This window comes from Nonomuraea coxensis DSM 45129 (genome assembly GCF_019397265.1).
Taxonomy (GTDB): domain Bacteria; phylum Actinomycetota; class Actinomycetes; order Streptosporangiales; family Streptosporangiaceae; genus Nonomuraea; species Nonomuraea coxensis.
In genome coordinates this window covers 495,193-507,131 of record NZ_CP068985.1, presented here as the reverse complement: position 1 = coordinate 507,131, position 11,939 = coordinate 495,193, and the positions used below count along the sequence as shown (strand labels likewise).

Annotated in this window: 11 protein-coding genes; 4 read left to right on the top strand and 7 right to left on the bottom strand. The window is 71.8% G+C overall.

All coding sequences use genetic code 11. The annotated features are described in order from the left end of the window. Positions 1-18 precede the first annotated feature (18 nt). The 5 genes from Nocox_RS02500 to Nocox_RS02480 all read right to left on the bottom strand — a co-directional run bounded on the left by Nocox_RS02500 (position 19) and on the right by Nocox_RS02480 (position 3,616). Entirely contained in the window at positions 19-969 is a 951-nt protein-coding gene (locus Nocox_RS02500) for a hypothetical protein (protein ID WP_020546957.1), read from the bottom strand. Positions 970-1,165: 196 nt separating this feature from the next. Beyond that, a complete protein-coding gene (nuoH, locus tag Nocox_RS02495) occupies positions 1,166-2,110 on the bottom strand; it encodes an NADH-quinone oxidoreductase subunit NuoH (RefSeq protein ID WP_020546958.1) in 945 nt (314 codons plus the stop codon). A gap of 19 nt (positions 2,111-2,129) precedes the next feature. Next, positions 2,130-2,672, bottom strand: coding sequence for an NADH-quinone oxidoreductase subunit C (locus Nocox_RS02490; protein WP_020546959.1), 543 nt, complete (start codon positions 2,670-2,672; stop codon positions 2,130-2,132). Then, positions 2,669-3,193 carry an NADH-quinone oxidoreductase subunit B gene (locus Nocox_RS02485; protein ID WP_026215120.1) on the bottom strand — a complete coding sequence of 175 codons (525 nt, stop codon included), beginning with the start codon at positions 3,191-3,193 and terminating at the stop codon, positions 2,669-2,671. Before Nocox_RS02485 ends, Nocox_RS02490 begins: the two co-directional genes overlap by 4 nt. 51 nt (positions 3,194-3,244) lie before the next feature. Then, positions 3,245-3,616, bottom strand: coding sequence for an NADH-quinone oxidoreductase subunit A (locus Nocox_RS02480; protein WP_020546961.1), 372 nt, complete (start codon positions 3,614-3,616; stop codon positions 3,245-3,247). 143 nt (positions 3,617-3,759) lie between these two features. Here Nocox_RS02480 and Nocox_RS02475 point away from each other — a divergent pair, with 143 nt between their 5' ends. The 4 genes from Nocox_RS02475 to Nocox_RS02465 all read left to right on the top strand — a co-directional run bounded on the left by Nocox_RS02475 (position 3,760) and on the right by Nocox_RS02465 (position 8,503). Next, entirely contained in the window at positions 3,760-5,364 is a 1,605-nt protein-coding gene (locus Nocox_RS02475) for a polysaccharide deacetylase family protein (RefSeq protein ID WP_020546962.1), read from the top strand. A gap of 33 nt (positions 5,365-5,397) precedes the next feature. Further along, on the top strand, positions 5,398-5,490 hold the full coding sequence (locus tag Nocox_RS44085) for a putative leader peptide (RefSeq protein WP_425517750.1): 93 nt from the start codon (positions 5,398-5,400) through the stop codon (positions 5,488-5,490). A gap of 129 nt (positions 5,491-5,619) precedes the next feature. After that, positions 5,620-7,464 carry a 2-oxoacid:acceptor oxidoreductase subunit alpha gene (locus Nocox_RS02470; protein WP_219495572.1) on the top strand — a complete coding sequence of 615 codons (1,845 nt, stop codon included), beginning with the start codon at positions 5,620-5,622 and terminating at the stop codon, positions 7,462-7,464. After that, the gene (locus Nocox_RS02465; RefSeq protein ID WP_219495571.1) at positions 7,457-8,503 is read left to right on the top strand and encodes a 2-oxoacid:ferredoxin oxidoreductase subunit beta; all 1,047 of its coding nucleotides are present in this window, start codon (positions 7,457-7,459) and stop codon (positions 8,501-8,503) included. Before Nocox_RS02470 ends, Nocox_RS02465 begins: the two co-directional genes overlap by 8 nt. A gap of 37 nt (positions 8,504-8,540) precedes the next feature. Here the strand turns inward: Nocox_RS02465 and Nocox_RS02460 are convergent, their stop codons facing one another. Then, on the bottom strand, positions 8,541-9,893 hold the full coding sequence (locus Nocox_RS02460; RefSeq protein WP_020542724.1) for a hypothetical protein: 1,353 nt from the start codon (positions 9,891-9,893) through the stop codon (positions 8,541-8,543). Next, the gene (locus Nocox_RS02455; protein ID WP_033408716.1) at positions 9,890-11,938 is read right to left on the bottom strand and encodes a glycosyltransferase; all 2,049 of its coding nucleotides are present in this window, start codon (positions 11,936-11,938) and stop codon (positions 9,890-9,892) included. Before Nocox_RS02455 ends, Nocox_RS02460 begins: the two co-directional genes overlap by 4 nt. Position 11,939 lies beyond the last annotated feature (1 nt).

Sequence of the window (11,939 nt, the reverse complement as noted above, 5' to 3'; positions counted from 1 at the left end):
GCCCGGCCCCGGCTGGGGTCAGGGGGTGGCGGATCTGGTGGATCTGGCGAGGGTCGCGTACTCCTCGTGCGACAACCCGTGGACGGCCAGCGTCAGGTCGTTGCGCTTGGCGAAACGGTCGAGGTCGGCCGCGGGCCACGGGCCGGGCAGGTGGTGGAGTGCCTTGCCAAGGCTGTCCAGGACGAACAGGCCGGTCAGGTCCTCGTGGCGGTAGAGGAGCAGACCGGCGGCCAGGCCGGGCGCCCGCCCACGGCGCAGGGTGGCGCGGGTCTGCCCGCCCTGGACGACTTCCAGGACGCTGGGCTGCCGGCCCACCAGGTAGGGGCCCGAGGGCGGGCCGACGATCGAGCCCTGCCCCACCCGCCAGCGGTGCAGCCGGCCGGTGATGGGGCGCATCACCAGGAGGAGCGGGCTGAAGAAGGCGAGGAACAGCCACTTTGCCTCCAGCAGCTCGATGAGGATCCGGCCCAGGGTGGACACGCCGCGCCAGGCGAACCACATCCCGTTCAGGGCCAGGATCGTCATCACGGCCAGGCCGGCCACTCCCGCGCCGACGAGCGCGATCTTGCGGCCTCTGGTGAAGCGGGGCCCGCGGTGCCGGCCGGACAAGCGCCGCCAGCCGGGGGCGCGGGCGGCGAGGTTCGCGGTGATCCTGCCGGGGCTCTGGTAACGGCTCTCCGACACCGGGATCCCGGCCCGTTCGGCCAGGTGCTTCAGCTCGGGAACGGGCCAGCCGCCCGGCAGGTCGAGCAGGACGAGACCGTCGGCGTCCAGCGCGGCCACGCCCTGGAGCTGCTCCTCGGAGCCGGCGGGCTCGTAGCGGTAGACGTAGAGGGCGGCGGGCCTGACCACGGCGGTCGCGCCGGAGGCGCGGTCGGTGGCGGTCAGGGTGCCCGCGTCGGCGGTCATCGCGAGCTGGGGGAGCTTGCCCCCGGCTGTCGCGCCGGTCACCGGGACGAGTTCGTGCATGCGCCGGCACCCCCTGAGCCGTTCCGTCCACCTGAGCGCTTGTCACACTTGAGCGCTTGTCACACTTGAGCGCTTGTCTCGCCTCAGCGCTTGTTCTCGCCTCAGCGCTTGTCGCGGGCGGCTTCGCCATCCCCCTGCCGCCTGCTCGTCCTCTTCGAGGATGGCCGATCCAGGTCCGCTCCGCGGGGCGGAATGGTCACAAAAGGACCTTCACCACTCCGGTCAGGGCGAGTTGCCCGAGTGCCAGCGGCACCAGCACCACCCACGCGAGCTTCTGGAGCTGGTCCTCGCGCAGCCGCGGATACGTCACCCGCAGCCAGATCACCACGAACGCCAGCGCGAACACCTTCAGCAGCGTCCACAGCCACCCCGGCAGGAACGGCCCGTGCCAGCCGCCCAGGAACAGCACGGTGGTCAGGAAGGACAGCACGACGATCCCGACGTACTCGGCGAGCATGAACAGGGCGAAGCGCATGCCGGTGTACTCGGTCATCGGACCCATGATGATCTCGGACTCGGCGATCGGCATGTCGAACGGCGGCCGCCGCAGCTCGGCCAGCCCGGCGACGAAGAAGACCACGCCCCCGACGGCCTGCCACGGCAGCCACCACCACTGCCACGCCTCGACGATGCCGGGCAGCGACAGCGTGCCGGCGGCCATCGCGACCGAGGAGGCGGCGAGCACCAGCGGCAGCTCGTACGACATGAGCTGGGCCGCCGCCCGCATGCCGCCGAGCACGGAGTACTTGTTGGCCGACGCCCAGCCCGCCATGATCGCGCCCAGCACGCCCACGCCCATGACCGCCAGCACGAAGAACAGCCCGAGGTCGAGGTCCACGGCCACGAAGCCGCGGTCGAAGGGGATGACGACGAGCACGACCAGGTACGGCACCAGCGCCACCCCGGGCGCGATCATGAAGACGCGGCGGTCGGCCGCGGCCGGGATGACGTCCTCCTTCTGGGCGAACTTCACCCCGTCGGCGATGAGCTGCGCCCAGCCGTGGAAGCCGCCCGCGTACATGGGGCCGAGCCGCGACTGCATGTGGGCCATGACCTTGTGCTCGGTCTGCCCGACGACCAGCGGCAGCACCAGGAACACGACGATGATGACGGCGAAGCTCAGCACCACGTGCAGCAGCATCGGGCGGCTCCCAGCGGGGTCAGGTGGGCGGCGTGCCCCAGTCGGCGGGTACGCCGGGCGGCAGGGTCTTGCGGCGGCTCGGGGCGCCGTGCCCGGACTCCCCCGGCTCCTTCGCGCCGGGCCACGCCTTCGCCACGCGGGCGGCGAGGACGAAGTCCTTGCGCAGCGGGTGGCCCTCGAAGCCGTCCGGCAGGAGCAGCGGCACGAGGTTGGGGTGGCCCTCGAAGACGACGCCGAACATCTCGTACGTCTCGCGCTCGTGCCAGTCGGCCCCCCGGTAGACGCCGACGGCGCTCGGCAGGCGGGGGTCGGCGCGCGGGACGGAGGTGCGCAGCAGCAGGCGTTCGCGGGCGTCCGGGTTGTAGACGTGGGCGACGATCCTGAAGGCGTCGGGCGGCTCGTCGACGCCGGTCAGCCAGTCGAAGAAGACGTGGCCGAGGTCGTCGCGGGCGAAGGTGAGCAGCTCGATCCAGTCGGCGGGCGCGACGTCGACGGTGGTGTCGCCGTAGGACTCGGTGACGAGCGCCCGGTCGCCGAAGTGGCGGGCGAGCGGGCCGCTCACGCCTCCTCCCCGCGGGACGACGTGTAGCGGTCGCCGAGCCGTTCGCCGGCGATCTTCTCCTGGAGCTTCATGATGCCGTGGAGCAGGGCCTCGGGCCGGGGCGGGCAGCCGGGGACGTAGACGTCGACGGGGATGATCTGGTCGACGCCGTTCGTCACGCAGTAGGAGTCCCAGTAGGGCCCGCCGGAGTTGGAGCAGGCGCCGAACGAGATGACGTATTTGGGGTCGGGCATCTGCTCGTAGAGGCGTTTGACGGCGGGCGCCATCTTGTCGGTGACCGTGCCCGAGACGATCATGAGGTCGGCCTGGCGCGGCCCGTTGGCGAACGGGATGACCCCGAACCTGATGAAGTCGTGCCTGCTCATGGAGGTGGCGATGAACTCGATGGCGCAGCAGGCCAGCCCGAAGTTGAACACCCACAGGGAGTAGCGGCGGCCCCAGTTGAGCACGAAGCGCATCGGCTTGGGCGCCAGCCGCGAGACCGGGCCCACGGTGGGCATCGGGAGATCCGTCGCTGCCATGTCTCCCATTCTCGCGCGGATCGACCGCATCGCAAAGGTGACCGTGGGACTTCAGGTCCAGGTGAGGACCCGTTTGCGCCAGGCGTAGACGATGCCGAGCGCGATGAAGCCGAGGAAGACGAACATCTCGGCGAGCGTCGTCAGCCCGTAGCCGGGCGCGTCGAAGATGGTGGCCCAGGGGAAGAGGAAGACGGCGTCCACGGCGAAGACGACGTAGAGGTAGGTGAAGACGTAGTAGCGGACCTGCGACTGCGCCCAGCCCTCGCCGACGGGGTCGACGCCGCACTCGTACGTGGTCAGCTTCTCGGGCGTGGGGCGGCTCGGGCGGAGCAGGCGGTTGGCCATGAGGGCCCCGGCAACGATGGCGACGCCGATGGCGAACAGCGCGGCGACCAGCACGTACGACCCGAAATAGCCGTCCATGACGCGATCGTAACCCGCGGCGCCGGCGGAACCCAGGGCGCACGTCCCTCTCCGGGCCGGCTAAACCCAAGACCCGTCAAAGTCCCTTCCACTTCCCCACAAATCGGTACAAATGTCATGATCGCCGCCATAGTGTGACATTCATGCACACCAAGCGGTTCGCCATCGGAATCGCTCTGCTGGCGCTCTCGGCCGGCGGCTGCGGCCTCGCCGCCGCCGACCCCGGCAGGAACGTCCTGGTCCCGGCAGAGCCGACGCTGATCGACTTCGTCGACCCGGCGGCCGTCGCCGGCCTGTCCACCAGGACGATCACCGAGGGCCACGCCTCCCACGGATCGCGGTACGTGCACATCACCTATCCCGAGCTGGCCGGCGCGCCCGCGCTCGCCGAGGCGCTGCGCGAGCAGGCGCGGCGGCAGCTCGGCGACTTCCGCACGCGGGCCGGTGACGAGGTCGCCGACCCGCGGCCCGAGCTCAACGTCGACTGGCAGCTCGCCGCCGTCTCCCCCGACGCGGTCGGCGTGCGGCTGCGCAGCGGCGAGTTCACCGGCACCGGCTGGGAGAACTCCACCCGCACGCTCTGGTACGACCCCCGCTCCGGCAGGACCACCGGCTCCACCGGCCTGCTCTCCGGCGACGACGCCAGGCGGAAACTGGCGGCGCTGGTCAAGGAGCAGCTCAAGAGCCGCGGCGCGCAGGTCCAGCGGGACGCGGTCACCGCCGGCGGCGACCAGTTCGACTCCATGGCCTTCAACCGCGACGGGGACCTGGTGGTCGAGTTCGACGACTGCCAGCTCACGCCGTGCCGGCTCGGCCGGCTCGCGGTGGCCGTGCCCGCGGGGCGGGCGGCCCCCCTGCTGTCGGAGCTCGGCCACCGGGCCCAGCGGGCGACCCTCGACGGCACCGCCCACAGCGGCCGGGCCACCAGCACCGCCCCCGCCGACCCGCCGGCCCGCACGCCGGACGACACGCCCGGCGGCCCGGCCGGCGACACGCCCACCGGCACGCCTGGCGGCCCGGCCGGCGACACGCCCACCGGCACGCCCGGCGGGCCGTTCGCCGCGCCTCCGCGTTCGCCGGCCGCCACCAGCAGCCGCGCCGGCACCGTCGACTGCGCCGCCACCAAGTGCGTGGCCCTGACCTTCGACGACGGCCCCGGCCCGTACACGGCCGAGCTCCTGGACATCCTGAAGCGCGAGAACGCCCGCGCCACCTTCTTCGTCGTCGGCGTCAACGCGGCCGCCCAGCCGGGCCTGCTGCGCCGTATGAGCGACGAGGGTCACCTCGTCGGCAACCACAGCTGGGCGCACACGGACCTGTCGAAGCCCGGCACCGCCAAGATCGCCGACTCGCTGGAGCGCGCCCGCGGCACGGTGGCCGCCGCCATCGGCCAGGCCCCGACGCTCGTCCGGCCGCCGTACGGGGCGGTGAGCGGGACGCTGCGCAACGTGGCGCGCGAACAGGGCTACCCGCTGGTGACCTGGGACGTCGACGTCATGGACCAGCAGGGCGGCGCGACCCCAGACATCGCGGATAGGGGTGTGCGTGGCGCGCATCCGGGTGCGATCATCCTGTTGCACGACATCCATCGGGAGTCCGTCGCCGCGGTCCCGGAAATCCTCAAGCGGTTGCGCGGGAAGGGTTACAGCTTCGTCACCGTTCCAGAGTTGTACGGATCCGCCGGCATGCAGGCCGGACGTCTGTACAGGTCGGGGAGCGAGCCGTCCCGCAAGCAGCCCCTGACGTAGCCCATGGGTTGGGGGGACGTATAGTTGGCGCTCGTGACCCGTACCGTCCTGTTCGCCCGCCTGCATGTCGACCTCTGCAGGCTCGCGTCCGGGCTGTGTCGTCGTCGTTCTCCGACCTCACCCTGACGGACTCCCACCGCGTTTACCCGCGTTCGGCGGCTTGCAAACGCGTGACCCTTCCGAGGATCTAGCATGGAAACAGAGAACGCGCCCAATGCAACCGCGCCTTGGCGCGTCGAGGAGGACTGAGCGGCTGTGACAAAGCAGGTCCAGCGACTCGACCGCGTGATCATCCGCTTCGCCGGCGACTCCGGCGACGGCATGCAGCTCACCGGCGACCGATTCACGGCGGGCACGGCGGAGTTCGGCAACGACCTGTCGACCCTGCCCAACTTCCCGGCCGAGATCCGCGCGCCCCAGGGGACGCTGCCCGGCGTGTCGAGCTTCCAGCTCCACTTCGCCGACCACGACATCCTGACCCCGGGCGACGCGCCGAACGTGCTGGTGGCCATGAACCCGGCGGCGCTGAAGGCCAACCTCGGCGACCTGCCGCGCGGGGCGGACATCATCGCCAACACCGACGAGTTCACCAAGCGCAACCTCCAGAAGGTCGGCTACGCCACCAACCCGCTGGAGGACGACTCGCTGGCCGAGTGGCGGGTGCACGCGGTCCCGCTGACCTCGCTCACGGTCAAGGCCCTCGAAGGCTTCGACCTGTCCAAGAAGGACGCCGAGCGCTCCAAGAACATGTTCGCCCTCGGCCTGCTGAGCTGGCTCTACCACCGGCCGACCGAGCACACGATCACGTTCCTCGAGAACAAGTTCGCCAAGAAGCCCGAGATCGCCAAGGCCAACATCGCGGCCTTCCAGGCGGGCTGGAACTACGGCGAGACCACCGAGTCGTTCTCGGTCTCCTACGAGGTCAAGCCGGCCCGCCTCGCGCCCGGCGTCTACCGCAACATCTCCGGCAACCAGGCCCTCGCCTACGGCCTGATCGCCGCGAGCGTGCAGGCGAAGCTGCCGCTGTTCCTGGGCTCCTACCCGATCACGCCGGCCTCCGACATCCTGCACGAGCTGTCCAAGCACAAGCGGTTCGGCATCCGCACCTTCCAGGCGGAGGACGAGATCGCCGGCGTCGGCGCGGCGCTCGGGGCCGCGTTCGGCGGCGCGCTCGGCGTCACCACCACCTCCGGCCCCGGCGTGGCACTGAAGGCCGAGACCGTCGGCCTGGCGGTCACCACCGAACTGCCGCTGATCATCGTGGACGTGCAGCGCGCCGGGCCGAGCACCGGCATGCCGACCAAGACCGAGCAGACCGACCTGCTGATGGCCATGTTCGGCCGCAACGGCGAGTCGCCGGTGCCGATCGTGGCGCCGATGTCGCCGAGCGACTGCTTCGACGCCGCCATCGAGGCGGCCAGGATCGCCGTCAAGTACCGCACGCCGGTCATGCTGCTCTCCGACGGCTATCTCGCCAACGGCTCCGAGCCGTGGCGGCTGCCGGAGGTGTCCGACCTGCCGGACATCTCCCAGGAGTTCACCACCGCCCCCAACGGCGAGAACGGCGCGTTCCTGCCGTTCAAGCGGGACACCGAGACCCTGGCCCGGCCGTGGGCGATCCCCGGCACCGCCGGGCTGGAGCACCGGATCGGCGGCATCGAGAAGGCCGACGGCACCGGCAACATCTCCTACGACCCCGACAACCACGACCTGATGGTCCGCACCCGCGCCGCCAAGATCGCCGGCATCGACGTCCCCGACCTGGTCGTGGACGACCCCGACGGCGACGCCAAGGTGCTGGTCGTCGGGTGGGGCTCGACCTACGGGCCGATCGCCGCGGCCGCGCGCCGCATCAGGGCGGGCGGCGGCAAGGTCGCCCAGGCCCATCTGCGCCACCTCAACCCCCTGCCGGCCAACACCGGTGAGGTGCTCAAGCGTTACGACAAGGTGCTGCTGCCCGAGATCAACCTGGGCCAGCTCGCGCTGCTGCTGCGCGCCCGCTACCTCGTCGACGTCATCAGCTACAACCGTGTGCGCGGGCTCCCGTTCAAGGCCGAGGAGCTGGCCGGAGTCATCCAGGACGTGATCGACAGTGACTGAGCTCGTCAACGGCCAGGGCCTCAGCCTGGTCCCCAAGACCGACGCCAAGCAGAGCCTGAAGGACTTCAAGTCCGACCAGGAAGTGCGCTGGTGCCCCGGCTGCGGCGACTACGCCATCCTCGCCGCCGTCCAGTCCTTCCTGCCCGAACTCGGCCTCAAGCGCGAGAACATCGTCTTCGTCTCCGGCATCGGCTGCTCCTCCCGCTTCCCCTACTACCTCAACACCTACGGCTTCCACTCCATCCACGGCCGCGCCCCCGCCATCGCCACCGGCCTGGCCGCCTCCCGCCCCGACCTCAGCGTCTGGGTCGTCACCGGCGACGGCGACGCCCTGTCCATCGGCGGCAACCACCTCATCCACGCCCTGCGCCGCAACGTCAACCTCAACATCCTGCTGTTCAACAACCGCATCTACGGGCTGACCAAGGGCCAGTACTCCCCCACCAGCGAAGTCGGCAAGATCACCAAATCGACGCCGATGGGCTCGCTGGACAAGCCGTTCAACCCGATCTCGCTGGCCATCGGCGCCGAAGCCTCCTTCGTCGCCCGCACCATCGACTCCGACCGCAAGCACCTGCAAGCCGTGCTGCGCGAGGCCACCGCCCACCGCGGCACCTCCCTGGTCGAGATCTACCAGAACTGCAACATCTTCAACGACAACGCCTTCGAACCGCTCAAGGACCCCGGCCTGCGTGAGGACATCACGCTGCGCCTGGAGCACGGGCAGCCGATCGCCAGCGCCACCAAGGCCGTCGTCCGCGCCGCCGGCGGCGGCATCGAGGTCGTGGCCCGCACCAGCGTGACCGAGGAGCAGATCCTCCTCCACGACGCGCACCACCCCGACCCCAGCCTCGCCTTCGCCCTGTCCCGCCTGGACGAGCCCGCCTTCGAGCACGTCCCGATCGGCATCTTCCGCAGCGTCGACCGGCCCTCCTACGAGACGCTGATGACCCAGCAGCTCGACCAGGCCATCGCCGCGGAAGGCCCCGGCGACCTGAACGCCCTGCTCACGGCAGGCGACACCTGGCGCATCAACTAACCCCGGCTCGACCGCTGCCCGCACTGCGCCCCCGCCGTCACTGACCGCGGGAGGGCGTGATCCGGTAGACGTGGTAGGAGTTCTCGCTCGCGAAGGTGTCGGTGAACCGTCCCGAGGCGTCCACGGGCAGGCGCCGGTTCTCGAACAGCACCTCGACCTGACCGGGCGACAGGCCGCCGGGCAGCGCGAACGTACGCGCTCCCGGCCGGCCCTCCGCCGACGGCATGGCGAACAGGTAGTACGCGCCCTGGTGCGCCTTCAGCATGGTGTCCACGCCGGGGCCGAAGGCGTACTCGATCGACTGGGTGTTGAGCACCGGGGCGAGCTGCCTGATCTGCCGGTTCACCTCGACGACGGCGGGCCTGGTGGTGACGCCGCAGGCGTCGCGGAGCACGTGCTGGCTCTGGCAGGGGCCGCCGAAGCTGTGGTTGAAGTAGATGACGCCCCTGGCCCCGTGGATCAGCGAGCTCATCACCGCGCCCTTGACCTCGTCCGGCTCGATCTGCCGCCGGTCCTCGGCGGCCGGGCGGCCGACCTCGACGAAGGCCCAGATGGGCTGGAGCTTGCCGTCGAGGGCGTCCAGCTTGCGCTGGCGGTCGATGAGCAGGCCGTAGTTCGCCGCGCGGCGGCAGCGCTCCTCGCCGGGCCAGTGCAGCCAGTTCTGGCCGTCCAGGCAGGCGAAGTAGCTGGTGTACCAGTAGACGTCGAGGGAGACGAGGTCGGTGTAGTCGTTGAGGAACCGGCCGGCCTGGCGGTCGTCCTGGTAGATCATGACGCCCTTGCCGTAGTTGGCGTAGTGCGGGCGGCCGTCCTTGGGGAGCCGGTCCTTCAGCGTCTTCATGACGGTGTAGCCGCAGCGTTCCTTGTGCGGGTCGTCGGGGATGCAGAGAGGGCCCTCGCCGGGGAAGTTGCCGGTCCAGCCGTCGTCGCCGGGACCGGCCCACATGTCGGCCTCGTCGGTGATCAGCCAGGCGACGGTCTCGGCCCCGTAGTCCTTGAGCGGCTTGCTGGGCATGGCGAACAGGCCGTTCCTCCTGATCAGCGCCATGTCGCTGGTCTCGGTCAGCTCGACGTAGGTGTTGATGCCGGCCTCGACGTCCTTGTCCACGTCGTCCTGGGTGATGACGGACTCGTACCAGACGCCTACGGGGAAGAACGCCGGGTTCGTCCAGCCGGCGGCCTTGGTGCTCGCGAAGCGGTCGTAGTAGGCGGGGCCGCCCTCCCAGGGGACGCGCGGCAGCCCGGCGACGTCCGGCCGGCCGGTGGCACCGCCGGACGCCGTGGGGCGCGGCCCAGGCTCGCCCTCGGACATGCCGGCGACCGCCCACACGAGGGCCGCGGCGGCGAGCAGCGCCACCGCGGCGAGGAGCACCCGGCCGACCCGCGTCAACGCTCCCCCTCGGCCAGCTCCATGAGCCGGTCGGCCCGCGACGACCAGGACATCCCCAGCACCGACGCCCGCAGCTCGGCGGCCGGCCGCGGCCCGCCCTCCGCCAGCGCGGCCTTGACGGCCGCGACGAACGCGCCGGGCGTGGCCGCGATCCGCACCCGGTCCCGGTAGTGGGCGAGCTCCGGGAAGTCCGTGCTGACCACCGGCAGGCCCAGGGCCAGGTACTCCTTGAGCTTGATCGGGTTGGCGTGCCTGATCCAGTCGTTGTCCTGCCACGGCATGATCGCCACGTCGAAGCCCGAGGCGTACGCCGGGATGCGCTCGTAGGGCACGAAGCCGAACCAGCGCACGTTGGGATGGGCGGTCAGCCGCTCCATCGGCGCGGTGGCGTCCCCGATGAGCACGAGCGACGCCTGCGGCAGCTCGGCGGCCAGGCGTTCGAGCAGCCCGACGTCCACCACGAACTCGTCCAGCGCGCCGAAGAACCCCACGCGCGGCCCCGGCACGGCGGCGAGGTCGGCGGGCGGGTCGGCGACCCTGGTGAAATGGTCGAGGTCCACGCCGTGGTCGAGGAAGCAGGCCCGCTCGCCGGTCAGCTCGCGCTCCTCGGCCATCAGGGTGCGGCTCGCGTAGAGCACCCGGTCGGCGCGGGCCAGCAGCTCACCCTCCATGGCCCCGATGACGGCGGCGTCCGCCTCGGGGAAGGCCGAGTGCCGGTCGGAGCGGTTGTAGAGGAGCGCGTGCCGGGGCATCGGGCGCACCACGTCCCAGGCCGTGGGGATGGTGACCACCATCACCGGGCGGCGCAGGCCGAGCGCCAGGCACACCGCCCGCACCTGGGAGCGTACGAGCAGGGCGTTCACCCGGCGCAGGACCGGCGAGCCGTAGAACGGCAGCGGCAGCGGCGACATCACGTGGAAGCCGGGGTACGGCTGCCGCAGGAACTTCGCCACGCTGCGCAGCTTGCGCAGGACGCGGCGGGTGACGTGGGTGGTGGTGCCGGGCGCGGGCATGCGCATGCCGATGCTGTTGACCACCAGCACCTTGCGGCGGCCGGCGATCGCGCGCATGAGCTGGAAGTCGGAGTGCGCCCGGTTGTGGTACCACCAGTCCTGGGCGGCGAAGCAGACGTACCCCGGCGGGTCGGCCGTCCCCGGCGGGCCGGGCCAGGCGGGCAGGCGGACGAGCGCGCGCAGGGCCGCCCGGTGCTTGGCGCCGCCCTGGCCGGGCCGGGTGAGCGCCCGGACCGCCTCGTTGAGCAGCACCGCGCCGCGCATGGCGAGGGCGCGGGCCCGGCCGTGCCGCTCGCGGTGCAGGCGGACCCGGTTGGCGGTGGCGAGCGCCCAGAGCCGGCTGGAGGTGGCCTGCTCGCCGCCCAGGTGCACGGCCCGCGCCCGCGGCTCGTAGCGGACGGCGAAGCCGTGGTCGCCGGCGCGCAGCATGTACTCGGTCTCCTCCGAGTAGAGGAAGTAGCGCTCGTCCAGCGGGCCCAGCGCGTCCAGGCAGGCGCGGGAGACGAGCCAGGCCGCGCCGGTCGCCCAGTCGGCGGTGCCCGGCCGCTCGTACGCGCCGGCCGCCACGACCAGCTCCCCGAGCGCGGGGACCCGCCCGGCCCGGTGGCCGCCGAGCAGCGCCTCGCCGAGCGCGCGCGCCACGGTGGGCCGCCTGCGCAGCGAGAGGTGGACCGTGCCGTCCTCGGCGGTGAGCCGGGGCACCGCGACGCCGGTGCCGGGCACGGCCAGCGCCTCGCGCAGCGCGGTGATCGCGCCGGGGGCGAGCCGGACGTCCGGGTTGAGCACGAGCACGTCGCAGCCGGGCGCGGCGGCGATCCCGGCGTTCACGCCGCCGGCGAAGCCCGCGTTGCGGCCGGTCGGGACCACCTCGACGGCCGGCAGGGCCGCGCGGGCCGCCGCGATGGTGCCGTCCGCCGAGTCGTTGTCCACCACCAGGACCCGGGCGTCGCCCGCGCCGGCGTCCGCGAGCGAGCGCAGGCAGTCGCCGACGACGCGCTCGCTGAAGTACGTGACGATGACGACCGCCAGCATG

Coding starts and splice junctions, on each gene's coding strand:
- Nocox_RS02455 (WP_033408716.1), bottom strand. CDS start 11,938: ATGCTGGCGGTCGTCATCGTCACGTACTTCAGCGAGCGCGTCGTCGGC.
- Nocox_RS02480 (WP_020546961.1), bottom strand. CDS start 3,616: ATGGACGGCTATTTCGGGTCGTACGTGCTGGTCGCCGCGCTGTTCGCC.
- Nocox_RS02485 (WP_026215120.1), bottom strand. CDS start 3,193: ATGGCAGCGACGGATCTCCCGATGCCCACCGTGGGCCCGGTCTCGCGG.
- nuoH (WP_020546958.1), bottom strand. CDS start 2,110: ATGCTGCTGCACGTGGTGCTGAGCTTCGCCGTCATCATCGTCGTGTTC.
- Nocox_RS02475 (WP_020546962.1), top strand. CDS start 3,760: ATGCACACCAAGCGGTTCGCCATCGGAATCGCTCTGCTGGCGCTCTCG.
- Nocox_RS02500 (WP_020546957.1), bottom strand. CDS start 969: ATGCACGAACTCGTCCCGGTGACCGGCGCGACAGCCGGGGGCAAGCTC.